22 protein-coding genes and 2 tRNA genes are annotated in these 24,393 nt (G+C 61.7%); 13 read left to right on the forward strand and 11 right to left on the reverse strand.

The window, feature by feature from the left end:
• Positions 1 to 97 precede the first annotated feature (97 nt).
• On the forward strand, positions 98 to 1,417 hold the full coding sequence (locus KUV81_RS05155; protein ID WP_222542773.1) for an alkaline phosphatase: 1,320 nt from the start codon (positions 98 to 100) through the stop codon (positions 1,415 to 1,417).
• Between the two features lie 45 nt (positions 1,418 to 1,462).
• On the opposite strand, the gene dmeF is transcribed toward KUV81_RS05155, so the two are convergent.
• Both dmeF and KUV81_RS05165 read right to left on the reverse strand, forming a co-directional pair.
• Positions 1,463 to 2,488: a CDF family Co(II)/Ni(II) efflux transporter DmeF gene (gene dmeF, locus KUV81_RS05160; RefSeq protein ID WP_222542774.1), complete on the reverse strand. Its 1,026-nt coding sequence runs from the start codon at positions 2,486 to 2,488 to the stop codon at positions 1,463 to 1,465.
• 50 nt (positions 2,489 to 2,538) lie between these two features.
• On the reverse strand, positions 2,539 to 3,375 hold the full coding sequence (locus tag KUV81_RS05165) for a zinc-dependent peptidase (protein WP_222542775.1): 837 nt from the start codon (positions 3,373 to 3,375) through the stop codon (positions 2,539 to 2,541).
• 329 nt (positions 3,376 to 3,704) lie between these two features.
• Here KUV81_RS05165 and nrdD point away from each other — a divergent pair, with 329 nt between their 5' ends.
• From nrdD to KUV81_RS05185, 4 genes are all read left to right on the forward strand, one after another.
• Positions 3,705 to 5,825, forward strand: coding sequence for an anaerobic ribonucleoside-triphosphate reductase (gene nrdD, locus KUV81_RS05170; RefSeq protein WP_222542776.1), 2,121 nt, complete (start codon positions 3,705 to 3,707; stop codon positions 5,823 to 5,825).
• Between the two features lie 47 nt (positions 5,826 to 5,872).
• Complete coding sequence (gene nrdG, locus KUV81_RS05175) at positions 5,873 to 6,367, forward strand: anaerobic ribonucleoside-triphosphate reductase-activating protein (RefSeq protein WP_222542777.1); 495 nt, start codon at positions 5,873 to 5,875, stop codon at positions 6,365 to 6,367.
• A gap of 94 nt (positions 6,368 to 6,461) precedes the next feature.
• Positions 6,462 to 7,121 carry an NAD-dependent epimerase/dehydratase family protein gene (locus KUV81_RS05180; RefSeq protein ID WP_222542778.1) on the forward strand — a complete coding sequence of 220 codons (660 nt, stop codon included), beginning with the start codon at positions 6,462 to 6,464 and terminating at the stop codon, positions 7,119 to 7,121.
• A 94-nt stretch (positions 7,122 to 7,215) separates the two neighbouring features.
• Positions 7,216 to 9,225 (forward strand): NERD domain-containing protein kinase family protein, encoded by a 2,010-nt coding sequence (locus KUV81_RS05185; RefSeq protein ID WP_222542779.1) that lies wholly within the window; start codon positions 7,216 to 7,218, stop codon positions 9,223 to 9,225.
• A 1-nt stretch (position 9,226) separates the two neighbouring features.
• Here the strand turns inward: KUV81_RS05185 and KUV81_RS05190 are convergent, their stop codons facing one another.
• Genes KUV81_RS05190 through KUV81_RS05210 form a run of 5 tightly spaced genes read right to left on the reverse strand, consistent with a single transcriptional unit; the run spans position 9,227 to position 11,310 of the window.
• A complete protein-coding gene (locus tag KUV81_RS05190) occupies positions 9,227 to 9,553 on the reverse strand; it encodes a TusE/DsrC/DsvC family sulfur relay protein (RefSeq protein WP_222542780.1) in 327 nt (108 codons plus the stop codon).
• Between the two features lie 2 nt (positions 9,554 to 9,555).
• A complete protein-coding gene (tusB, locus tag KUV81_RS05195) occupies positions 9,556 to 9,843 on the reverse strand; it encodes a sulfurtransferase complex subunit TusB (protein ID WP_222542781.1) in 288 nt (95 codons plus the stop codon).
• Positions 9,840 to 10,208, reverse strand: a complete 369-nt coding sequence (gene tusC / locus KUV81_RS05200; protein WP_222542782.1) for a sulfurtransferase complex subunit TusC — start codon at positions 10,206 to 10,208, stop codon at positions 9,840 to 9,842. The genes tusB and tusC overlap by 4 nt, the downstream gene beginning before the upstream one ends.
• A 3-nt stretch (positions 10,209 to 10,211) precedes the next feature.
• A complete protein-coding gene (gene tusD, locus KUV81_RS05205) occupies positions 10,212 to 10,601 on the reverse strand; it encodes a sulfurtransferase complex subunit TusD (RefSeq protein ID WP_222542783.1) in 390 nt (129 codons plus the stop codon).
• A 52-nt stretch (positions 10,602 to 10,653) separates the two neighbouring features.
• Positions 10,654 to 11,310 (reverse strand): Bax inhibitor-1/YccA family protein, encoded by a 657-nt coding sequence (locus tag KUV81_RS05210; protein WP_222542784.1) that lies wholly within the window; start codon positions 11,308 to 11,310, stop codon positions 10,654 to 10,656.
• A 356-nt stretch (positions 11,311 to 11,666) separates the two neighbouring features.
• On the opposite strand from KUV81_RS05210, the gene KUV81_RS05215 reads away from it, so the two are divergent.
• Positions 11,667 to 11,757 (forward strand) — tRNA-Ser (locus KUV81_RS05215).
• Positions 11,758 to 12,198: 441 nt separating this feature from the next.
• Here the strand turns inward: KUV81_RS05215 and KUV81_RS05220 are convergent.
• Positions 12,199 to 13,188 (reverse strand): hypothetical protein, encoded by a 990-nt coding sequence (locus KUV81_RS05220; protein ID WP_222542785.1) that lies wholly within the window; start codon positions 13,186 to 13,188, stop codon positions 12,199 to 12,201.
• Positions 13,189 to 13,498: 310 nt separating this feature from the next.
• On the opposite strand from KUV81_RS05220, the gene KUV81_RS05225 reads away from it, so the two are divergent.
• From KUV81_RS05225 to KUV81_RS05250, 6 genes are all read left to right on the forward strand, one after another.
• Positions 13,499 to 15,292: an ABCB family ABC transporter ATP-binding protein/permease gene (locus tag KUV81_RS05225; RefSeq protein WP_222542786.1), complete on the forward strand. Its 1,794-nt coding sequence runs from the start codon at positions 13,499 to 13,501 to the stop codon at positions 15,290 to 15,292.
• Positions 15,293 to 15,724: 432 nt separating this feature from the next.
• Positions 15,725 to 16,243 (forward strand): ECF-type sigma factor, encoded by a 519-nt coding sequence (locus KUV81_RS05230; protein ID WP_222542787.1) that lies wholly within the window; start codon positions 15,725 to 15,727, stop codon positions 16,241 to 16,243.
• A 27-nt stretch (positions 16,244 to 16,270) separates the two neighbouring features.
• On the forward strand, positions 16,271 to 19,036 hold the full coding sequence (locus KUV81_RS05235) for a serine/threonine-protein kinase (RefSeq protein WP_222542788.1): 2,766 nt from the start codon (positions 16,271 to 16,273) through the stop codon (positions 19,034 to 19,036).
• A gap of 12 nt (positions 19,037 to 19,048) precedes the next feature.
• Positions 19,049 to 19,552, forward strand: coding sequence for a hypothetical protein (locus KUV81_RS05240; RefSeq protein WP_222542789.1), 504 nt, complete (start codon positions 19,049 to 19,051; stop codon positions 19,550 to 19,552).
• A gap of 141 nt (positions 19,553 to 19,693) precedes the next feature.
• A complete protein-coding gene (locus KUV81_RS05245; RefSeq protein ID WP_222542790.1) occupies positions 19,694 to 20,458 on the forward strand; it encodes a LytTR family DNA-binding domain-containing protein in 765 nt (254 codons plus the stop codon).
• 89 nt (positions 20,459 to 20,547) lie between these two features.
• Positions 20,548 to 20,638: transfer RNA gene (locus KUV81_RS05250), tRNA-Ser, on the forward strand.
• A 392-nt stretch (positions 20,639 to 21,030) separates the two neighbouring features.
• Here KUV81_RS05250 and KUV81_RS05255 read toward each other — a convergent pair.
• The 3 genes from KUV81_RS05255 to KUV81_RS05265 form a co-directional block, all read right to left on the reverse strand.
• Positions 21,031 to 21,621: a tetratricopeptide repeat protein gene (locus KUV81_RS05255; RefSeq protein WP_222542791.1), complete on the reverse strand. Its 591-nt coding sequence runs from the start codon at positions 21,619 to 21,621 to the stop codon at positions 21,031 to 21,033.
• A 122-nt stretch (positions 21,622 to 21,743) separates the two neighbouring features.
• Positions 21,744 to 22,055, reverse strand: a complete 312-nt coding sequence (locus KUV81_RS05260) for a hypothetical protein (RefSeq protein ID WP_222542792.1) — start codon at positions 22,053 to 22,055, stop codon at positions 21,744 to 21,746.
• A gap of 182 nt (positions 22,056 to 22,237) precedes the next feature.
• Positions 22,238 to 22,594 carry a DUF2750 domain-containing protein gene (locus KUV81_RS05265; protein WP_222542793.1) on the reverse strand — a complete coding sequence of 119 codons (357 nt, stop codon included), beginning with the start codon at positions 22,592 to 22,594 and terminating at the stop codon, positions 22,238 to 22,240.
• Between the two features lie 201 nt (positions 22,595 to 22,795).
• Between KUV81_RS05265 and KUV81_RS05270 the strand changes: the two genes are divergently transcribed.
• On the forward strand, positions 22,796 to 24,076 hold the full coding sequence (locus KUV81_RS05270) for an integrase arm-type DNA-binding domain-containing protein (protein WP_222542794.1): 1,281 nt from the start codon (positions 22,796 to 22,798) through the stop codon (positions 24,074 to 24,076).
• Positions 24,077 to 24,393: the final 317 nt, after the last annotated feature.

Here is a 24,393-nt window from a genome sequence, read left to right on the forward strand (position 1 = left end):
GAGGGGACAGGCGCAAAAGCCCTCCCGGCGGCGACTTTAACTTGCCTGGCTTGTCCGGTAGGCTGGCGGGCAACCGGTTGAACCACAAGGAAGAGTCATGCATCCCTCCCTACGTATTGGCGCCATTGCCGGCGTCCTGGTCTTTGGCAGTGCCCAGGCTGTCGAGACCCCCGCACCCTCATCGGCCCCCAAGAACATCATCTACATGATCGGCGACGGTATGGGGCCGGCCTACACCACCGCCTACCGGTACTACCAGGCCGGCCAGGCCGGCTCGCCGGTGACACCGACCGTCTTCGATCAGCTGCTGGTGGGGCTGGCCAGCACCTACCCGGATGACGACACCTACGTCACCGACTCCGCCGCCTCCGCCACCGCTCTGGCCAGCGGAGTGAAAAGCTACAACGGCGCCATCGGCGTGGACCGTCGGGAAACCCCCGTGGAGGGGGTGCTGGCCAAGGCGCGCCGGGCCGGCTGGGCCACCGGTGTGGTGGCCACCTCACAAATCAACCACGCCACCCCGGCGGGCTTTGTCGCCCATGTGGCCTCCCGGCGGATGTACGACGCCATCGCCCAGCAATACGTCAACGCCCGGATCGCGGACAACAGCATGCTGGATCTGATGCTCGGCGGTGGGCAGAAGTATTTCTCCCGGGACCCCGGTGGCCTGGCCGAGCAGTTGGCGGAGCAGGGCTACCAGCAGATCTGGGCCCTGGAGGAGATGGACAAGCTGACCCGGCTGCCCGCCATGGGCCTGGTGGCCGAGGTGGGGATGCCCTACGCCCTGGACAGCGACGCGCCCCATCGACTGGCGCAGATGACCGACAAGGCGCTTTCATTGTTGTCCGAGCCGGAGGGGGGCTTTTTCCTGATGGTGGAGGGCAGCCAGATCGACTGGTGTGGTCACGGCAACGACATTGCCTGTGCCATGGCTGAGATGCACGACTTTGCCCTGGCCATTGAGCGAGCCAAGGCCTTTGTGGATGCCCACCCGGAAACCCTTTTGGTGATCACCGCCGACCACTCCACCGGCGGTCTGACCCTGGGGGCCGAGGGCACCTACGCCTGGAAACCGGAGGTGGTGGCCCAGGTGCACCGCAGCGCCAATGCCCTGACCGACGCGCTGATGGCCGGCGGCGCCGAGGCCCTGGCGCAAAGCTGGCAGGCCCACGTGGACTTTGCCCTCAGCGAAGAGGAGCTGGCTGGGCTGAAACAGGCCCTGGGGCGGGGCGAGAAGGCACTTCAAAGCGCGGTGCTCAATGTCATCAACCGGCGCAGCGTCACCGGCTGGACCACCGGCGGCCACACCGCGGTGGATGTGCCAGTGATGGCTTACGGGACCGGGGCCGAGGCCTTTGTCGGCTACCAGGACAACACGGAGATCCCCAAACGGATGATGGCCCTGATGGGCTGGTAACGAAAAAGGGGCAGCGCAAGCTGCCCCTTTTGATTGGCTGTCCCCTTAAGCCTGCAGGCAGGGGGCCTCCTGGCAGTGGTGCACCTCGACGGTGACGTGGGCCAGCTTGGGCAGGTCTGAGAGCAGCGCCTTGTAGTGCTCCGGGGCCTTGGGGTGGTGGGTCACCAGGCTGATGATCACCCCGTAGTGGTGACCGGAGAGGGGCCACAGGTGCAGATCCGACACCCGGTTGTCGCTGTCCGCCTCGATGCGGGTCTGGATGGTCTGGGTCAGGTCAGCGTCCGGGGTGCGATCCAGCAGCGCCGGTCCGGTATCGCGGATGAGCGACCAGCCCCAGCGGGTGATGATTACCGCACCGACGATCCCCATGATGGGGTCCAGGCCCGGCAGGTCGAAGTAGCGGGCGCCGAGCAAGGCGAAGATGGCGGTCAGGGAGGTGAGGGCGTCTGCCAGCACGTGCAGGTAGGCCGCATAGAGATTGTGATCGTGCTGGTGGCCATGCTCATGCCCATGCTCGTGGCTGTGATCATGGCCGTGATGGTGGTGGTGATGCCCGTGGCTATGGCCATGTCCGTGACCATGATGATGGTGGTCGTCATCCTGGTGCAGCAAGTAGGCGCAGACCAGGTTGACCACCAGGCCGATCACCGCCACCAGCATGGCGTTGTCGTAATCGATGGCGACGGGATTGATGAGCCGGCCCACCGATTCGATGGCCATCAGCACCGCCACCAGAACCAGGGCCACGGCGCTGGTGTAGCCGGCCAGCAGGTTGACCTTGCCGGCGCCGAAGCTGTAGCGCTGATCGTTGCTGGCCTGGCGGGCGAAGCGGTAGGCGAAGAGGGTGAGGCCGAAGGCCGCCACATGGGTGGCCATGTGCCAGCCGTCCGCCAGCAGGGCCATGGAGCCGGTGACGTAGCCGGCGACGATCTCGATGACCATCATGGCGCAGGTGATGAGGACGGCGTACCAGGTGCGTTTCTCGTTTTTCTTTTGTTGCTGGGCAAAGCGGTGGTGGTGCTGCCAGCGTTCCAGAGTGTGACTGTGCATAAAAGTGGGAATCAGTTGCATTTGACCCCTTAAGTTTACGCCCCCTTAACGCTTTAAAAACTTGCGCTGGCTCAAGTTGTCGGGATTTCCGATGGCTGAATTCGGGGATAGGGACACCACTGGGGGGCCCGGGGCAGGGGGTCTTGCCCGAAGTACGCTTTAAGCAGCGCATACAGCTCACCAAAGGCGGTGTTCAGGGCGATGGGATCGGTGAAGAACGCCTCGACGCAGACGGCAAAAAACTCCGCCTCGTTCTCGCAGCCGTAGGGGTCGAGCCACACCCCGTCCCAGCGGTCGGTGCGCTCCGCCTCATTCACCCGTTCGCACTGTTCCGCGTAGGCCAGGGGAAAGGCGGCCAGCCAGGGCTGACGCAGCGCCGGGGGCAGGTCCGGGTGGCCATTGGCCAGGCCACCGTTGGCGATGTCCAGTTTGTGGGCCAGCTCGTGGATCACCAGGTTAAAGCCATCCCAGCTGCCACTGTAGGCCAGCTCCGACATCGACAGCAGCACCGGTCCCTGCTCCCAGGCCTCACCGGTGAGCTCCTCCACCCCCTGGTGCTCCACCCCGTTGTCGTCCACATAGTGGCGGGGGCTTAAGAACTCCTCCGGATAGATCAGCAGCTCATGGAAGTGGCCGTAGTGCTCCAACGACAGGTTGAGCACCGGCAGGGCGGCCTGCAGGGCGATGTCGATGCAGTCTTCGGCGGTCAATGGGGCCTCGTCCACCGGCGTAAAACGCTTGTCGTGCAGGAAACACCAGCCCAGGGTCACCAGGCGGTCGCGCTCCGGCGCGGTCAGGGGGGCCAGGATCGGCAGGGCATCGATGCGGGCCTGCCAGCGACGCTGTGCCGCCGGATCAAGCCCTTTGAGGCGCCGTGCCTGGCGCCAGCGAGAGAGGATTTCAAACATGGCGCCAGCCTAGCCCGAGGGCCAAAAAAAGGGAACGAAAAACGCAGATCAAGCTTGATTTTCTCAAGGGGTGATCGCCGGCATGGATCCCATTTCTCGAGGTGCGCAGGGGGGGCTTTTTGGGTACAGTGCGCCGCCCTCACAGGTGCGGTTCCGGCAAAGGAATTCTCTCATTGAACAACAAGTAAGCCATCGTGCTCGGAATTGATCTCGATCACGGTTCGCGGTGGCGGCTTGCCGGAAAATGCACTAGATATTGTGGTGGCGAATGCAATTCGCACTAAATGTGGACATTTTGGGCATTGGATACCTTGAAAGGAGCAAACGTAATGGGACCAGTTGTGATTAAGCGGGACGGATGCCGCGTACCCTTTAAACCCGAACTCATCCAGCAAGCGGTACTGCGTGCAGCGTCGGCCGTGAACTGTGATGATCTGGTTTACGCTGCGGGCGTTGCCCAAGCAGTGGCGGGGCAACTGGAGGGCGAGGCAGAGGTGGCGATCCATCGCATTCAGGACGCCGTTGAAAACCAGCTGATGGAAGGCCCTTATAAGGACCTGGCGCGCTCCTACATCGAGTACCGTCATGACCGGGATCTGGCCCGGGAGAAAGCCAGCCGGCTGAACCAGGAGATCCAGGGCCTGGTGGAGCAGAGCAACACCGCACTGCTCAACGAGAACGCCAACAAGGACTCCAAGGTGATCCCTACCCAGCGGGATCTGCTGGCCGGCATTGTGGCCAAGCATTACGCCTGCCGACACATCCTGCCTCGGGACGTGGTGGAGGCCCATGAGAAGGGCGAGATCCACTACCACGACCTGGACTACGCTCCCTTCTTCCCGATGTTCAACTGCATGCTGATCGATCTCAATGGCATGCTGACCGGCGGCTTCAAGATGGGCAACGCCGAGATCGACACCCCCAAGTCGATCTCCACCGCCACCGCCGTGACCGCCCAGATCATCGCCCAGGTGGCCAGCCACATCTACGGCGGCACCACCATCAACCGCATCGATGAGGTGCTGGCCCCCTACGTGAAGGCCAGCTACGACAAGCACCTGGCCATCGGTTGTGACTGGCAGGTGGCGGATCCGGAGGCCTACGCCAGCGCCCGCACCGAGAAGGAGTGCTACGACGCCTTCCAGTCGCTGGAGTACGAGGTCAACACCCTGCACACCGCCAACGGCCAGACCCCCTTCGTCACCTTCGGTTTCGGCCTGGGGGACAGCTGGGAGGCGCGCCTGATCCAGACCTCCATCCTCAAAAACCGCATCGCCGGCCTGGGCAAGAACAAGAAGACCGCGGTCTTTCCCAAACTGGTGTTCGCCATCAAAGCGGGGCACAACCAGAAAGCCGGGGAGCCGAACTACGACATCAAGCAGCTGGCCCTGGAGTGCGCCAGCAAGCGGATGTACCCGGACATCCTGAACTACGACAAGGTGGTTGAGGTGACCGGTTCGTTCAAAAATCCCATGGGCTGTCGCTCCTTCCTCGGCGCTTACGAGAAAGAGGGCCAGCTGGAGCACGAGGGGCGCAACAACCTGGGGGTGGTCTCCCTCAACCTGCCGCGCATCGCCATCGAGTCTGAGGGCGACGAGCAGCGCTTCTACCAGTTGCTGGATCAGCGCCTGGCGGTGGCCCACAAGGCCCTGATGACCCGCATCGAGCGTCTTCGCGACGTCAAAGCGCGGGTCGCGCCCATCCTCTACATGGAGGGGGCCTGTGGTGTGCGCCTCAAGGCCAACGACAGCATCGCCGACATCTTCAAAAACGGCCGTGCCTCCATCTCCCTGGGCTACATCGGCCTGCACGAGACCATCAACGCCCTCTACGGCAGCGACGGCCACGTGTACGACAACGAGGCCCTGCGCGAAAAAGCCCTGGATGTGGTGCGCTACCTGCGCGATGCGGTGAACCGCTGGAAGGCGGAGTCCGGCTACGGTTTCAGCCTTTACAGCACCCCGAGCGAGAACCTCTGCACCCGCTTCTGCCGCATCGACACCCAGACCTTTGGTCTGCAAAAAGGGGTGACCGAGAAGGGGTACTACACCAACAGCTTCCATCTGGACGTAGAGAAGAAGGTGAACCCCTACGACAAGATCGATTTCGAGATGCCGTACCCGGCCATCACCTCCGGGGGCTTTATCAGCTACGGCGAGTACCCCAACATGCAGCGCAACATCGAAGCGCTGGAGAACGTCTGGGACTACAGTTACGACCGCGTACCCTACTACGGCACCAACACCCCCATCGACGAGTGCTACGAGTGCGAGTTTACCGGCGAGTTTGAGTGCACCAGCAAGGGCTTCGTCTGCCCCAACTGTGGCAACAGCGATCCGGCCAAGGTGTCCGTGACCCGTCGGGTGTGCGGCTACCTGGGCAGCCCCGATGCGCGCCCCTTCAATGCGGGCAAGCAGGAAGAGGTTAAGCGCCGGGTCAAGCACCTGTAATCCACTCTCCGGCCCCGGTTTGTCCGGGGCCGCAGCCTGAGGCAAAGATGAACTATCACGCCTATTACCCCGTGGATGTGGTCAACGGGCCCGGCACCCGGGTGACGCTGTTTGTGGCCGGCTGCGAGCACCAGTGCCGCGGCTGCTACAACCAGAGCACCTGGCGACTGGACTCCGGCCACCCCTTTGACGCGGCCATGGCCGACCGGGTGATCGCCGATCTCACCGATACCCGCATCCCCCGTCGCGGCCTGTCCCTCTCCGGGGGCGACCCGCTGCACCCGGCCAACGTGGCCGAGGTGCTGGCGCTGGTCAAACGGGTGCGCGCCGAGGCCCCCGATAAGGACATCTGGGCCTGGACCGGCTACACACTGGAAACCCTCACCCCGCCCCAAAAAGCGCTGGTGGAGGAGCTGGATGTGCTGATCGACGGCCAGTACGTCGAAGCGCAGCGCGATGCCAACCTGGTGTGGCGGGGCAGTGCCAATCAACGGATCCACCGTTTCGAGCGCGGGTCACAATCCCCTTCGACTGGCGTTTAATTCGGCAGTCGGTTCGGTCGCTTATTGATGGCGGATCCCCCAGCGTCTAAGCTGGATGACGCTGTTTCCCCTATCGATTTTGAGTTCCCTAGCGATGAAAACCGCCCTCGTGGCCGGCGCCACCGGCGCCACCGGCAGTGCCCTGGTCAACGCTTTGCTGACCAGCGGAGAATACCAAGCCATCCACCTGCTCAGCCGCCGCACCACCCACTGGCGCGATCGCGAGTCGATCCGCGAGCACATCCTGCCACTGAGCCGCATTGCCGATCTGACCGTCCCTTACGTGGTGGACGAGGTCTACTGCTGTCTGGGCACCACCATGAAGGTGGCCGGGTCCAAAGAGGCGTTTCACGCGGTGGATTACGAGGCCGTGGTGGCCCTGGGACGCTGGGCCAAGGCCCAGGGGGCAGGGCAGATGCACGTGGTCAGCTCCAAGGGGGCCAAAGCCGGCTCCCGCAGTTTCTACCTGCGCACCAAGGGGGAGATGGAGCAGGCGCTGTTGGCGCTGGATCTGCCGGCCCTCTACCTCTATCAGCCCTCGCTGCTCAGCGGAGAGCGCCGGGAGCACCGCCGAGGCGAACGCTTCGGTGAGCTGGTCCTGGGGGCCTTGAGCTGGCTGCCCGGTGCGGACAACTGGCGCCCGGTGCCCATCGAGCGCCTGGCCCTGTCCATGATGGAGCACGCCCAGTCCCACCAGGGCAAGGGGCGTCGCTGGGTGGACTCGGCGCGGATCCTGCGCGGCACCACCGAGTAAATTCTGCACAACCGTCCCCGGAGCGCTTTTGCTCACCCTTTCCCTGGCATAGACTGGCTGGCAGCAATGGATTGGCCACAACAGGGAGTGACAGATGGCAAAGCAGATCCGGTTTGGTGAGGCGGTAAACGAGTCCGAGCGCTGGGCGTTCAAACTTCTGGCCCAGGAGCTGCCGGACGACTACCTGCTGCTGACCAACATCGAGATCCCCACCCAGTCCGGCCAGGCGCTGGAGGTGGACGCCCTGGTGATCGGCCAGTGGGGGATCTACGTGGTGGACGTCAAAGGCTACATCGGCCAACTGGAAGCGGGGCAGCACGCCTGGCGCCTGGACGGTCGCGATGTGGACAACAGCCTCTCCAAGGCCAACTACGTTGCCCGGGTGCTGGCCGGTCGCTTCAAGCACAAGTTTCCCATCGGCGTGTACGCCCCCTGGTGCCAGGGCATGGTGTTCGTCACCGGCCGGCGCGGCAGCGAGATCAGCCTGCGCAAGCGGGAGGGCGAGCTCTCCATCTACACCCCCACCCAGATTGTCGAGGCCCTCACTGAAGACTGGGCCCTGACCTCCCGTTACGCCCACCAGGTCAGCGAGCAGCAAAGGCGCCTGGTGCTGGACGCCATTGGCCAGGTGGCCATGGTGGAGCAGCGCAACAACCGCATCCAGGACTTCGAGAAACAGAAGTGCCTCTACATCAAGCACGGCCTGGAGATCTGGCAGGCGGATTACAACCCCGGCGAGTGGCAGGCCCCTTGGCTTTTGAAAATCTTGGTGCCTTCCGAGTGTGAAGACGCCGAACAGGCGGCACAGCTGGAGCGTCAGATGCGCGACGAGCTGTTCCGCTTGCAGCAGCTGGCCGGCTGCTCCGGTGTGCCCTTCAGTGCGCCGCTTATCCAGGATGGCGAGCAGTTGGTGCTGCCCATCCGCATGCCCCGGGGCACCCCCATGCACCAGTTCGATTACGCCCAGTGCGACCGGCCACTGGCGCTCTCCCTGCTGGTGCGGGCGGCGGTGGCACTGCAGCAGATCCACCGTCGGGGTGTCACCGTCTCCGGCTGGGGGGAGAACGGGATCTTCCTGAGCCAAGATGGCGAGGTGGAGTACATCGACATCCGCGACACCCTGAGTGAGGCGGAGGATCTGCAGCACTTCGCCACCGCCTTCTCGGAGCTGGCCCAGCGTACCCACGAGCCGCGGATCACCAGCTGGTTTGCCGAGGCGGCCCGGGGCCGTGAGGTAAGCCTGGATGAGCTTCGGGTGGACCTGGCGCTGGTGGTGCAGCGCCCGGAGGCAACCCGACTGGAGGCGCTGCCGGAGCAACTGACCGCCGGCATGGCCATCGACGGCCGCTACTGCCTGGAGACCCTGGCGGTGGAGGGGCGCAGCAGTCAGCTGTGGCAGGCCCGGCACCTGCAGGGGCAGTACCCCTGCGCGCTCTCGGTGTACCGGGAGGTGTCGGATCACTGGCCCCACCTGGCCAGCACCTACAAGGCGCTGAAGGGGATCTACCACCCCAATGTCGAGCAGGTGCTGGATTTTGGTGAGATGGGCCGCAAGGAGGCGCTCTACATCACCCGGGCCTGGGTGGCGGGCACCTCACTGCGGGAGCGCCAGGGCCAGATCCGCGTAGGTCAGCCAGCACTGTGGTTCCCCCAGCTGCTTACCGCGCTCTATTACCTGCACAGTATGTCCATCTATCACGGTGCGATCTGTCCAGCCAATATCATCTGCAACGACGAGCGAGCGGTGCTGGTGAACTTTGGCGTGGGGCTGGATGTGGCGGCCAGTGGCTTTGCCCGAGACTACGCCGATCCTGAACTTTGGGCCTGTGAAGGCCAGGCGGAGCAGGATCTGTTTGGTCTGGTGGCCAGCTTCGTGGATGTCCTGGCACCGGCTGGGGAGACCCGGGATCGGGCTGGGTTGCTGGCGGCGCTGGAGGCGTTCTCACCGGAGCTGATGCCGCCATCACTGCGGGAGCTGTGTCGCCAGGTGTTGAATTTTGAGCTGATGCTGGAGCCGGGGGTGGATTACCTGACCCAGTTTGGCTGGGACAGCCTGCCGCAGCGCCCGGCGGGGGTGGTGCCGCCGGAGCTGCAGGAAGCCTGAGTCAGATGCAGCGCGCCGGCTTGGGCAGGCCGGCGATTTTGGTGGCCTGCTTGGCCGGGCCTTTGGGGAACAGCTTGTAGAGGTACTTGCTGTTGCCCTTGTCCGCACCCAGCTTTTGGCCGATGGCCTTGACCAGCACCCGGATCGCCGGGCTGGTGTTGAACTCCTCGTAAAAGCCACGAACGAAGTGCACCACCTCCCAGTGGGCCTCGGTCAGGGCGATCCCCTCCTGTTCGGCCAACAGCGGCGCCATCTCCGGCTCCCACTCCTGACTGTTCAGCAGGTAGCCCTGCTTGTCGGTGGCGATCTCGTTGCCTTTGTAAATCATGCTTACCACGCCTGCACGTTGTCGTGTTGAAGGGTCAGGGTCACAAAGCCGGGGTAGTCCACGGCGGTGACCGAAAAATCGGCGGCGACCGTCAGGCCCCGCGCGGCCAGGTCATCGCTCAGCAGGTAGAGCCGGTAGGGGGCCAAGGTTTGGGCGAAGCGCGGTTGGGCAGCCATGGCCACCGCGTCCTGCATCAGCAGAACACTGCTGCCCGCGGCCAAGTAGGCGAGGGTGTCGGAAAGCGCCGCCGGGGAGCTGGGCAACCGGCTTAAGGTATGGAGTGCACTCAAAACGTCAGTACCTGTTGGCTGGCCCCCAGCAGGGCCTGGATTTGCTCGGGCTTAGTGGGCTCTACCTCGATCAGCAGATCATCGCGAGTCAGGCCCCGGTCCGCCAGGGATTGGGCGCACACCCGAACCTGCTCCACATCGTACAGGGGCAGGGCCTTGAAGGTGGCGATGTAGTCTTTCGCTTCGATGCGGGCCACCTGCTGGTCTTTGACCAGCTGATACACGCCGTCACCGACAAAAAGTGCCGCGCAAGTTAGCTCGTAGCTGGCGGCGAGCAGCAACAGATCCAGGGCTTCGCGGCCGCTGGCCTGTCCGTGGGGGGCTTGGCGGAACACCACCGCCAGTTCGATTGAGGCGTCGTTCATGGCTTACCCAAACTGTACGGTACGGTCGGCGTCGCTGCTGGCGGTGACGTACTCGCCAAGGCCGCCCAGGACAAAGGCCGGCGCCAGGTTGGCGCTGTCCAAATCGCTGTCCTCGGCGGCTTCGACATCGACGATGCCCCGGCGCAGCCCGGCGGAGACGCAGCTGACCAGCTCGACACCCTGGTCGTGCAGGGCCTGCCAGCGTGGGGCAATTGCCAGCTCATCACTGGCCGGACAGAGCAGACGGGAGGCGTTGTGCACCCCCTCCTGGTAGAAGAACACCTGGCGCACCTGGTGGCCGCCGGCAAGCACCGCCTCGGCAAAACGCAGCGCCGAATGGGCGTGCTGGCTACCGTAGGCGGGGCCGTTGACGAAAATAACGAATTGGCTCATAGACAGAAAAAAGGCCCCTGGATGGGGCCTTAGTGTATCCGATCCCGGTCGCTTAGTCGTCGCTCATGCCGAGCAGGCTCAGCAGGCTGACGAAGATGTTGTACAGGGAGACAAACAGGGTCACGGTGGCGTTGATGTAGTTGCGCTCACCGCCATTCACGATGGCGCTGGTCTGCATCAGGATGGCACCGGAAGAGAACAGGATGAACAGGGCGCTCAGGGCCATCTGCAGCGCCGGCACCGCCAGGAACAGGTTGGCGATGAACATGGCCACAATCACCCAGAAGCCGGCCTGCATCATGCCGCCCAGGAAGGACATGTCCTTGCCGGTCACCAGGACGTAAGCGGACAGGCCAAAGAACACCAGGGCGGTGCCGCCCAGGGCCATCATCACCACGTCGCCCATGCCGGCGCCGAGGTACATGTTCAGGATGGGGCCCAGGGTGTAGCCCATAAAGCCGGTGAGGGCGAAGACGGACGGGATGCCAGCGGCGCTGTTGGCGGTTTTGGCCACCAGGAACAGCAGACCATAGAAGCCCACCAGAGTGATGATGATACCGGGGTGGGGCAGGTTCAGGGCCATGGCGACACCGGCCACAGCGGCCGAGAACGCCAGGGTCATGGCCAGCAGCATGTAGGTGTTGCGCAGGACCTTGTTGACCGCAATACCGGATTCAACTTGGGCCGTATCAAAACGACGGGTTTCCATAAAGGCTCCTCTAAATGGGCTTCACTTGGGTACTAGCCAGTTAGCATACCCAAAAGCGCGGTGGTTTCACCATTGAAACTGTGAGTAAGTATATGGGGATCACTCTTTCACAAATCAAGGCCTTGGGTTCCATTCGGCGGTGAAAGTGAAAAACCTTCGCTCGGGGAGGGAGTTGGTGGCCCTTGGGGCGTGCCTGGGCTGGGGGGCGGTGCGACCTGACCCGCACTTTCACGGTGACGGGAGGGGCGTACCAATGCCAGGGTCGGCTAGAGTGTTGAAAACAAAGCCAGTTGAGCGACTTAGGGACAGATGCCGCTTTACAGCGATAACGGAAAGCCCTAGTATCCTCCTGCGTCGGAGGGATGGCAGAGCGGTTGAATGCACCGGTCTTGAAAACCGGCATACGTTAATAGCGTATCCAGGGTTCGAATCCCTGTCCCTCCGCCATATTCTACAAAGCCTCCGAAATCGGGGGCTTTCTCGTATCTGAATCGAAGAATCGGGGACAGGGTGAGTAGCCTGGCCGGGTTCGAAACGAGCGCAGCGAGTAACGCCGAAGGCGGTCATCCCGCTTTGGCTCTCCGCCATATTTGAGAAGGCCTCCTAGCATGGAGGCCTTTCTCGTATCTGAATCAATGTGCCGGGGGCAGGGTGAGAAGCCTGACCGGGTTCGAAACGAGCGTAGCGAGTAACGCCGAAGGCGGTCATCCCGCTTTGGCTCTCCGCCAGATTTGAGAAGGCCCGCAGTGATGCGGGCCTTTGTCGTTTACGTTGGTTGAAGCCTTCCCTGGCGCATCCCTCGGCTCGGCGTCCCTGCCTCGTGTTCGCCATATAAAAGGAAGGCCCACTGTAAAGCGGGCCTTTTGTTGTACGGGGCGGAGTGAAACCTCAGAAACGATCCACGGTGTCGTCTTTGCTGGCTTTGAGCTCCGCCAGGGCCGCATCGACGGACTGAACCAGCTTGCCCTCGTCTCCCAACTGGTTGAAGCCCCAGGCCTCGGCGCCCCGTTCGAACACGCAAAGCGAATGCAGGCCATCGCCGTCGATCTGCAGGTCGCAACGATACAGAATGCGATCGTTCAGCTTGATGCGGGCGTAGGAGCCGGGTTGGCGTTCACCGTGCAGGCGCCAGGTGGTTTCCGCCTGCACCGCCTGGGTGTCGTTATTGGTTCGTTCAATTCGGGCTGCGCGGCGTTGATGGGCCATGTCAGCATTTTGGTCGTTCACCGGTTGGCCCAAACGGCCGTGCAGCTCGTTGCGGGTGATCAGCACCTCGCTGTCCAGCAGCAGGGTCAGGCGTTGGCGGTGGATGCGGTAGGCCGGATCCAGGGCAGCGAGCAGATCCCGCACGGTTTCGTTGCCCTGACTCTCACCCTGACCCACCAGGCCAGAGATCATCACGTCACAGGCGATGGCCGGGCCACCGCGCTGCTCAATATAGCGACGGTTCTGCTTGGCCAGCATCTCGGCCAGGGGTTCGGTGCCGGAGATCAGCAGGTGGCCCACGGAAAGATCGAGCAACTGCGCCGCATGGAGCTTCACGCTCATGGTGATCCCCATATTGGGGTTCAATTCGTCGTGCCAGGCCCCGGGCAGATACCAGGCTTGCTCCAGCGGCTGATGGGGCTGTCCTTCGGGGCCGTAGGGGAAATTCCCCTCGTGCAGCTGATACAGCTGCGCTCCGGCCTCGCGACAACGCTCGATAAAGGGCACCAGGGCCTTTTGCAGGGCCTCGCTCTGGTGGCTTAAGCGGCCAATCGGGGTGGAGGTTTCGCGGCTGTGCACGGACAGGTCGGGAGTATTGGCGCCCGCCAAGGGGCTGAGCAGGATGCTGGTGCCGAGCAGCAGGGCCCGGAGAACTGGATTAAGTTGAACCATGGCGAAGGGCGTCGTCGTCCTTGTATCGTTGAGCTGCTGACTTCCATACAGCAGTGCGTAATCACCCGTTTAATATGGCGTTTTTTTTGCTCAACTCCAAATGCTTTTCGCGTATGCCGAAAAGGTCCAACCATAGGCAAGATGCCGACACGGTGCCTTTACACTGCGTTGCTGGCAGAGGAGAAGTGTATCGCTAACCCCTTGAAGCGCTTTATCAAAATGATCCACCGCTGTTACACTTGGCGGCAATTCCTGTCGATGTCTGCGTGACCCCTTTTTCGGCCACGGGACGCCAACCGAGCAAGTTGTCATGCGCGTTCGCACTCAAACCCACGTCCGCTTCAGCGAAGTGAACTGGGGCACCCTTAAAAGCCTGCTGCCCTACCTGTTGGAGTTTCGCACCCGGGTTGGCCTGGCGCTGTTGTGCCTGGTGGCCGCCAAGCTGGCCAGTGTGGGGCTTCCTTTTATCCTCAAGCACATTGTGGATGGCCTCAGTGGCGAAGGCGGCGTGGATCCTATGGTGACCCTGCCGCTGGGGCTGTTGATGGCCTACGGTCTGGTGCGCTTCTCCAACGTTCTCTTCGGTGAGCTGCGGGATACCCTGTTTGGCCGGGTAACCGAGCGGGCCATGCGCCGCATCGGCCTTAAGGTGTTTGAACACCTGCACAGCCTGGACATGGATTACCACCTGGGTCGGCAAACCGGCGGCGTCTCCCGCGACATCGAGCGGGGCACCGCGGGGATCAGCTTCCTGATGCGCTTTATGGTGTTCAACATCGGCCCCACCTTGTTGGAGATCACCATGGTGATGGGGCTGCTGTGGTGGAACTACCACCTGGGCTTTGCCCTGATTGTGCTGGTGGCGGTGGTGCTCTACATCGGCTTCTCGGTGATGGCCACCGAGTGGCGCACCAACTTTGTTCGCGAGATGAACCAGGCGGAGTCCCAGTCCAGCAGCCGCGCCGTGGACAGCCTGCTCAACTTCGAGACGGTGAAGTATTTCACCAACGAGGCCGAAGAGGCGCGCCTGTACGACCAGGGACTGGCCCAGTGGGAGCAGGCCCGACGCAAGAATCGTCTGTCGCTGTTTGCCCTGAACGGCGGGCAGGCCCTCATCATCGCCCTGGCGATGACCGCGGCCATGGTACTGGCGGCTTCCGATGTACTGGCCGGCGAGATGACCATCGGTGATTTTGTGCTGATCAACGCCTTTATGATGCAGGTGTTTATGCCGCTCAATTTCCTGGGGTTCGTCTACCGGGAGATGAAAGGCTCCATGGCCAACATCGAGAAGCTCTTTGCCTTGCTGGGCGTGGCCCCGAAAATTACCGATAAGCCCGAGGCACCGGAGCTGGCCCCGGGAGCCGGGCGCATCGAGTTCTCGGATGTGCTGTTTCACTACCACAGCGAACGCCCCATCCTCAAAGGAGTGAGCTTCACCGTTGAGCCCAAGCAGAAGCTGGCCATCGTCGGCTCCAGCGGGGCGGGCAAGTCCACCCTGTTCAAGTTGCTGTTCCGCTTTTACGACGTGACCGGCGGCGGCATTCGCATCGACGGCCAGGACCTTCGTGACGTCAGCCAGCACTCGTTGCGGCGGGCCATCGGCGTGGTGCCCCAGGATACGGTGCTGTTTAACACCTCCATCCTGGAGAACGTGCGTTACGGCCGGGTGGAGGCCAGCGACGATCAGGTGTGGGAGGCAATCCGTCTGGCTCACCTCGACGGCTTTATTCGTCGCCTGCCGGAGGGGATCCACACCCTGGTGGGCGAGCGGGGGCTTAAGCTCTCCGGCGGTGAGAAGCAGCGGGTGGCGATCGCCCGGGCGCTGCTCAAACAGCCGCCCATTATGGTGTTTGACGAGGCCACCAGCTCCCTGGACAGCGCCTCGGAGCGCAGCATTCTGGAGGCGCTGTCCGAGGTGGCCAGGGAGCAAACCACTTTGGTGATCGCCCATCGGCTTTCCACCGTGGTGGACGCCGACCGCATCCTGGTGTTGGATGAGGGACAGGTGGTGGAGCAGGGCACTCACCAGCAGCTGCTGGCCCAGAACGGCCATTACGCCAAGCTCTGGGCGCTGCAGCAAAAAAGTCAGGACCCGAGCTGACGCCCCTCCTGACTCAGGCCACTGTCACTTGCGAGGGGTTGGCGTAGCCTGTGGACATGCCCCGGTTATTGCCTCTCACCCTATCGGCCCGGCAGTGGCTTCCCTTGGCGAAGGCCACTGAACGCCGTCTCCTTACATCTGCCGGCCTGCGCCATCGGCGCCGGCCTGACACCTCATACCTAAAAGACATTGGCGCGATAGCCCTATTCATACCAAAGTTAGGCGGGGCGCAAGGCCGCCCAAAGGACTGGCAGTGGGGGGGCAAAACAGCACAATACTCGGGTTCAAGAGGTGCTGTCACCGCCATCCACTTAGCGCAGATTGAATGCAATCCGATAGTAATAACAATGGGTTGCAACCATTATTCCAACTCCTTAATCTTGATAGCTGACACAGGGTGTGGGCCTGAGAAAGGGGTAGACAGGCGTGGTGATGGACACCGAACGCAGAGAATTGTCCGAGATGGAACTGGGCGAATTGGTGCAGTTGCTCTATCAGCAGCTGCGTCAGCGTGCCCGCTCGGTGAAAAACCGCATGCCCCACTGCGCCACCATGGACTCCCGTGCTCTTATCCACGAAGCTTACGCGCGCCTGGCCATGGGCCAGCAGCAATACGCCGGCGAATCCCACTTTCTGGCCTGTGCCAGCACGGCCATGCGCCATGTGCTGATCGATTACCTGCGCCAGAAGAAGGCCGGCAAGCGCGACGGCGAGGGGATCGATCTCAGCTTCCTGCTGCCGGAGGAGCGACTGGATCAGATCGCCGAGATCGACAGCGCACTGACCCTGTTCGAAAAACACTATCCCCGCGAGCACGATGTGGCGCTCTACCGCATCTTCGGCGGGCTGACGCTGGAGGAGACCGCCCGGGTGGTTGGGGTGTCTTTGGCGACAGTAAAACGCGATTGGGCTTTCGCCCAGGCCTGGCTACACAAAACCATCGCCAACTGATGGCCAGAGCCCATAAGGACATGAGCCATGGCAAACCCCGATGACCTTCGTATCCTCTTCGAGCGGGCGCAAAACCTGCCGGAAGCGGCGCGCGATCGCTGGATAGCCACCCTGGCCCCCGAGCAGCAACAGGAGCTCAGCGAACTGTTGGGCCATGCCGGGCCTGGCCGCCACTATTTCAAAGATCTCACTGGTTTCTTGTTCGGCGACGAACCCGCCGCCGACGGCAGCGATGACCCGTTGGATCTCATCGGCAAACCCATTGGCGGCTACACCGTCACCGAGCTGTTGGGCCAGGGCGGCATGGGGGTGGTGTACAAGGCTTATGACCCCACACTGAATCGCCCGGTGGCTATTAAACTGCTGGCCCCGGGTCAGCACCTGGCCGACGACGCCCGCAACCGCTTCCTGGCCGAGGCCCAAATGGTCAGCCGGCTCGACCATACCGCCATCGGTACGCTGTATGGCCACTCGGTCACTGACGATGGGCTGGACGCTCTGGTGATGGCCTTTTACGACGGCCAGACCCTGCAGGAGCTGATGGAGCACCAGCAGTTGGACGGCCAGGCCCTGGTGGGCTGGATGGTCACCGTCCTGGAGGGGCTGCGCTACGCCCACCAGGAGGGGGTGGTGCACAAGGACATTAAGCCCGCCAACCTGATGGTGCTGGGGCCGGATCAGATCAAAATCCTCGATTTCGGCGCCGCCGCCTACCTGGAGCAGGAGGTGGAGAACACCGCCATCCCCATCGGCACCACCGCCTACATGAGCCCGGAGCAGATCCGCGGCGAAGCCCTTACCGGCGCCACCGACTTTTGGTCGCTGGGTGTGGTGCTGTTTGAAGCCTCGGTGCGCCTGGGGTGGCTGGATGATGTCAACGCCTTTACCTGGGCACAAAACCCCGCTGCCAGCACCAAACGTGCCCCGGCCGCCGTCGAGCGGTTGCTAAAGGCGCTGTTGGTGGTGGACCCGGAACGTCGCCTGGCCGCCGTTGCCGCGCTGGATCTTAGTGAGTTGGACAGCGCCGCCCACCAAATCAAAGCCACGCTGACCGGCAAAACCGCCAAAACCGTCGCCCTGACGTCCGCTATGCTGGCCGCCGCGGCCATCGCCTGGCAGGCGTTGAAGCCTGCGGCTCTGCCTTTACCGGAGCATCGCAAGCTGGCGCTGGTCTACAACCTCAGCGACGGCCTGGACACCGCGCTGGCCGGTGAATTGACCGAACGGCTCAAATCCTTGGCCTACGAGCAGGGCAACATCAGTTTTGTGGGCGAGTACGGCTTCCTTGAGGAGGGCGGACAGGGCGGCGCCGATGGTATTGACCCGGCCGGTGCCAACCTGACCTGGAACCTGGTGGTCACCGATGAGAGCGACGACCCGGCACTGGGGGACAATGTTCAGGTGTCGCTGACGCTTGCGGATGCCTTAAGCGGTGAGCCGTTAAGCCAGTGGCAGCAACGCTATCCCAAGGGGCGGATGGACCTGGTGCCGGCGGATCTCTACCAGCACATCCTAAGTGCCCTCAAGGTGCAGCCCTCCGGCCTGGCCAGTCTGCAAAACCAGGAATCCATTACCGATCCGAAATCCTACGGCCTCTATCTTGAGGCCAAGGCCAAGATGGCCCGTTACCAGCAATCCGGTGACACCGATGATGCGCCCCTTTTGGAGGAAGCCAAGCAGAGCCTGCTGGAGGCCAACCGATTAAGCCCCCAGGCCAGTTATCAATTGGCCCTGGCCCAGGTGTTCACCAAGCAGTATGAGATGCTTGAGCGCCCCGAGCAGATGAGTGATGCCATCTACTGGGCCAATAAGGCGCTGGAAACCAACCCGCAGCTTATCCCCGCCTACCTGGCCCTGGCGGAGCTCTACGGCCTGAAAGCGGAGTACGGTACTGCCATCGCCTCCTACCGCTTGGCATTGCAGCAGCAGCCCAGCAATATCGATGCGTTGCAAGGCCTGGCCGTCGCTTATCGAAGTGCAGGGCGTTTTGATGAAGCGGACGATACCTTGAATCAGGCGATGCAACTGGCTCCGGAGAATTGGCGCAGCCATAGCTTGTTGGGTACCGTGGACCACTTCCAGGGCAAGTTGGATGCGGCGGTCGCCCACTATAACGAGGCGCTTTCCTACTCACCAAACAATCGCTTGGTGCTGTCCAATATGGCGGTGGCCAACATTAACTTGGAAGCTTATGACCAGGTTATCGCCAGCTATGCGGGCACGGATGAGAACGAGCTGGATGGTTATGAAAAACTGAACTTGGCTTTGGCCTATTTCTACTCCCAGGATTTTTCTCAGGCAGAGCGTGTCTATCAACTCGTTGTGAAGGACTTTCCAGAGCGTCATGGGATTTGGGCTCAACTTGGATTGACTCAGAGGCTTAACAATGGCGCTGAGCACACATCAAGCCAAGCAAGCTTTGAGACAGCGCGCCATCTCGCTCTTGAAAAGCTAAGAGACAGCGGCAATGAAGTTTCGTTGCTTTGTAATATCGCCTCATACAATTCATGGCTAAATAGACACGATGAAGCATTGGAGATGCTTGATAAGACGTTTGAGCTTTGGAACGAGGATTACACCGTTGCTAGCGAGATAAGTCTTGATCAGCTCTTCTCTACAGCTGTGACGGTCTACGAAAATGCCGGTCACAGAGATAAAGCCCTTCAAGCGCTGCAGTCTGGCATCGACGCGGGCTATACGGCTCACAGCCTGATGAAAATGCCGGTGTTGCTGGATTTAAAAAGAGACAACCGGTTTCAACAGATCCTGGGGCAATTGGCCCAGGGCAACTAAAGGAGACGCGTTATGACATTGGATGGTTACTACCTAGTGCCGCTGCACCTGACCCTGGATGAAAGTGGCAACCCCGTTGTGGAGTACGACCCGCTGGGCAACGGCACTCAGCCTCAGTTGAAGGTGGATCTCGAGGACAACCCGGAGAATACCTACGATCAGATTCAGTACCGAATCACCCTGGATCCGAAAGCCAACTTTAAGACGGTGAACTGGTCTTTCACCCTGGATGAGCAGGGCCAGGACGTGGCCAACTACGTCGAGCTGTGCCAAATCATCGACGGCGAGCGCCACTGGGTGGATGGCGTTATCATCGAGAACCAGAGCTTCGACGCCACCGGGCTGACCGAGGTGGTACTGAACTTTGGTCTGGCCAGCAAGTCCGATAAAACCAAGGTGCTGAAGCTGACCGATAAGTTTCTCTCTCTGACTCCGGTGATGGAAGGTACCCCGGGGATCAGCAATTACAAGTCCGGAAATAATGGTTATCCGCCCGGCGGCATTATTCGCAACTGATGATGCGTTAACCAAATAGACGCCGCCCAAAGCTCTGCTGGGGCGGCGTTTTTTCGTTAATAGGAAAAAAATTCAGAAAAATTGAGCCAATCGGGGCAGGGCTTGCGTGTTATCAGGTACACCCATCGTCAAGGATTGGCCATGTCACGCACCCAGATCACCGATTTACGCCCCTTAAGTGGGGGCAAACCCTTCGCCCAAACCTCCCGCCCGGCGGATGAGCCCTGGCAGGCGCTGATCCAGGCCCTGCCGCCTTTGATGCAGGTGCGCGAACTGGACAAGCAACTGGTGTCCCTCTCCGAGCTGTTCAGCGAATGCTGGCCGGAGTACTACCTGGTCTGGCACTGGCGCGGCCGCAAGTTCCCGCCCCTGCACCGGGTGTGTCCCGAGCAGCTGCGCCACAGCTGCAACAACCTGTTGAGCGCTCGCATCTACGGTGATGAACCCCTGGACAAGGTGACTCAGCAAGAGATGAAAGCCTGGATCCAGGCCACCGGAGATCTGCTGGCCAGCCTCAGCCGCAGCCAGATGGGGCGCAGCGACTTCAACACCCTAGCGGACATTCGTGATCTTCTCGACCAATGCATCTACATCCGTGCTGCCAACCAGTACGTGGAGTTGTTCGTCAATGAAGGGATGGGATTTCTGTTTCGAGTCAACCTGCACCAGGTGGAGGCGATGTTCGGCGAGCACTTCTGCCGGGTACACCGCAGCTACCTCATCAACCCCAAGGCCGTTTCCAACGTGGAGCGCAAGCGCAATGGTCGCTATGTGCTGAAAATCCGCGATGAGATGATCCCGGTGGGAGACGGTTTCCTGGCCCAGGTGAAAGAGCAGCAGCCCCATTGGTTTGCCAGCCGCCCCCGTAATCGTGCCCTGGATACCTGGCTCTACCGCCGCGACTGACCCGGGCAGGCAAAATCGGTGCAAAGCTGAGCGGTTAGGCCTTGCCACTCTTTACAGATGACGCGGCGCTACCTATCATGCACCGCGTCGGAGGGATGGCAGAGCGGTTGAATGCACCGGTCTTGAAAACCGGCATACGTTAATAGCGTATCCAGGGTTCGAATCCCTGTCCCTCCGCCATATTTGATGAAGCCTCCGAAATCGGAGGCTTTTTCGTATCCAAATCAAAGTGCCGGGGACAGGGTGAGAAGCCTGGCCGGGTTTGAAACGAGCGTAGCGAGTAACGCCGAAGGCGGTCATCCCGTTTTGGCCCTCCGCCATTTTAAAGAAGGCCCGCAGTGATGCGGGCCTTTGTCGTTTACGGTGGTTGAAGCCGTCACTGGCGCACCCCTCGGCTCGGCGCCCCTGCCTCGCGCTCGCGGCACTGCGATACGTTGCTTCGGTTGCGGCTCACCCCTCCGCCATATTTGATAAGGCCCGCAGTGATGCGGGCCTTTGTTGTTTACGGTGGTTAAAGCCGTCCCAGGCGCAGGCCTTTAATGGGCCATACCGACCCCAGCCTGTTTGGCAGGCTAACTGCCGGTGCGACGCCGCGCCTGAAGCAACAGGTTCTCCGCCTCCTGAGTACGGCCCAGTTGATAGAGTTTCTTGGCCAGAAAGGCCAGGTGCTGCCAATCCAGTTCAGGGTGGCGCTCAATGCGGAACTTGTATTTCTGGTAGGCCTGCTCATTGCCTTGATGCAGCGCCAGTTGCGCCAGGCCCGTCAGCGCCTCGAGCTGCTGGGTATCCATACCCAGTGCGCGATCGAACGCCTGCTTCGCCTGCTCGTCGTGGTGGAGCTCCAGCTGCAGTTGCCCCAGCACGGCCAGGTGTTGGGCGTCGACGGATTTGCTGTTTTCGCGGGACTCCAGAGCCTTAACCCATCCATGCAGCTCATCGGGGCGACAGCAGGGGCGGGAGAGGGAGCCAAAGGGCGGCAGGCTGGGGCTGGGGTAGGGAGTGAGGGTATCGATGGCCATTAACGCGGTGGCATCCGGGATCCCGAGGGCAAAACGGTACAGCTCCTGGTGGCCTGGGGTCCAATGGCCGAAAGGATCGCAAAGCGCTGGGCCGCCAAGCAGGCAGGCAAGCAGTGGCAGCAGGGCAATCCGGGTGGGTCGCATCTTAGGATCCGCGATCAGCAATGGGATCTCAGATCACCAGCCCAGTGGACCACAAGCAACCCATTGGGAGTCAATGGAGGGGGCAAGCCGTTGAGGCATATGGATTTAAGCAGGTGATGCGGTTAACGCAGTTGCGCCCGCAGGCGGGTGGTGCCCGAAGCAGTCTGCCTGGCTTCCTGCGTCTCCCCGGCTTCCTGGCGAAGTGCCATCAACTCCGTTTCGACTTGCTCCAGTTGTTGGCGTAATGACGCGTTGCTTTGGTCCAGGTGGGTGATGGTGCAGTGGGCGCCGTCCAATTGCCGCTTCAAATCCGTCCCACCTACGTAGTGGCCGGCGAGGGCGCAGGCTACAGAAAGGCCGGCGGTGTAGGCCCAGGGCTCGTTAAGCAGAAGGAGGGTGCCAATCGCGGCGGCCATGGCCAACAGGTGTCGCATGCAAAGAGTCCATTTTGGGGTGGTTTCACTGTGCCGATAAGAGGCACAGACGTCCTTGCGTGGGATGGTGGCGGATGGAGCGGGGCGGGAAAAGGTCATTTGCCGACATGGCAAAGGTTTTGTCTTTTAAAAACAACGAGGCCGCCAGCAATACTCTGGCGGCCCGTTCGAGGAGCGCGGTGTCAGACTTCGCTGTCGGCCATCAGCTTGGCCAGATCGAAAGGATCGATCTCCGCGCCTTCCAGCGCTTCGTTCCAGTCGATGCCCACCATGACCTCGTCTTCACTCAGGCTCTCCAGCCAGGTGTCGAAGAAATCGCTGACCCGGATGGCGGCAGGACGGTATTCGGCCCATTCGCCCTGACACAGGGCCTGGGCGGCCGCTTCAGTGGACCACAGGGGCAGGGCATCGGTGTCGGCGAATTCGGCGGAATCCACCACCACCCAGTCGTCGCCGGCGCTCAGGGCCCAGATCTGGCCACTTTCCGTGACGGCATCGATAAACGCCTGGATCTGGGGATTGACGGGTTTGTCGCTCATGGGGAGTCTCCTAAGGGGGTAAGCTCTCATCCTCGCCCAGGGGCGAGGGAAGTGCAATGCGGCGGGGCCAGTTCCCCCGCCTGGGGCGCCCATTTTCCATATATTGAGTTCAATGTCATTGTCCTGGTTGGGATTTTGGCTGGGAAATTGGCCGCGGATCTGGAAGGATCGGATTGAAGCGTTTCAGGACAGGACAGTCCCATGGTCAAACTGACCCCCAAGCAGCAGGTGTTGCTGCTGCTCGATGAGGCCCTGGCAACCGGCGTGCGTGGTCGGGTGGCCAGCATTTTGAAGCAGGCCAAGTCGGAGATAGAAGGTAAACCCGCCGCAGACGACGGCTTCTACCACCAGGCCGCCAGTGACATCAGCGATCCGGACCGGCCCGGCCTGGTGTTCAAAGTGGGCAAGCACAGTCGCCGTTGGATCTACCGCTACACCCCCAAGGGCGCCAAATCCACCAAGCAATTGACCCTGGGCCACTTCCCCGAGATGGGCGTCGAGCAAGCCCGCCAGGCCTGGGCCGAAGCCAAAGCAGAGCGGGCCGGTCAGGCGCCGGTTCAGCCTAAAGCTCCGGAGGGCCCCAGTGTGGCGGACCTGGTGGGTCAGTACCTGGATTACGCCAAAGACCACCGTTCTCAGTGGCGACAGGAGCGCAAAATTTTGGAGGGGGCCCTGTGGGAGCAGTATGGCGAGTGGCCAGCAGAACAACTGGCGGGCGACCACATCCGATTATTGCTGTCCCAGGTACAGGAACAGGCCCAGAGCCGTGGCGGCCATGGCAAGCGCGCGGCAGAGCATGCGCTGACCACCTATCGACACCTCTTTAATGTCGCCCGTGGCCTGACGGAACCGAGGGCCAACGGCGTACCCTGGATCTGTGCGCGGGTGGCCAACCCTTGTGAGGGTTTGGTGGTGCCTCGGGCGGTGTCCGTGGAGCGGGCCATTACCCAGTCCGAAGTAGGGCAGTATCTCAAGGCCCTTATCCGTCTTCCCATCAATGAAGAGCTCAAACAGGTGCTGATGTTGCAGTTGGCGTTGTTGGTGCCCCTGTCGGCTCTGTGCCGTTTGCGATGGCAGGGGGTGGATTGGCGGCTGGGCAGGGTGGTGGTGGAAGACCGCCAAGGCCAGGTGCGCACCTTTCCCTTAACGGCCCAGGCGGTGGAGCTACTGCAAAATCGCAAGCGTAAAGCGGATGCCAGCGACTGGGTGTTTCCGGCATTGAAGCACAAGGAGAGGGCGCTGCCGGTGAGCTACCCCACCCAGATGCTGGCCGCCATTCGCCAGCACATCTCTTTGCCAGACCAATTTACCTCTGAGGCGATCTGTCGATTGGGCAGGGAGTGGGTTCGCCAGGACTCCCCCTTGCCGGTGATGCGCTTGCCCATCCGGGAAGAGCAGGGGAGTGAGCTTCAGTTGGTGGCCATCAAGGAGCAGTTGGAGCAGTGGAACCGTTACCTGGCCAGCTTAAGACAGAGCGTCTAGGTGATTTTCATGCTGTAATCATAACTGTAACTGGTGCGTGTTTGCGTGGCCTTTGGGCCTTATTCGTGGGTTGACTGACGAGTAAGTGGGGGTGTTTTTCGGCAAGAGCCATCGTTGAAACAGAATCCAGCCGTTCGCTCAGGTTCGGCGCGCCGCTTGAAAAATTGGCCTGTGTGGAGCGGTGATTGGTGTCTGTATCAGCCGACAGAACGGTACCGTTGTTGCTGGCCTTAGGATTAAAGCGACCGCAATCTCGACTGACTTAAATGGTCAGACAAATTGGCCGAATGTAGAGGTGGCCCGGCCGAGGATGACCG

It is taken from the genome of Ferrimonas balearica (assembly GCF_019802085.1).
Taxonomy (GTDB): Bacteria; Pseudomonadota; Gammaproteobacteria; order Enterobacterales; family Shewanellaceae; genus Ferrimonas; species Ferrimonas balearica_B.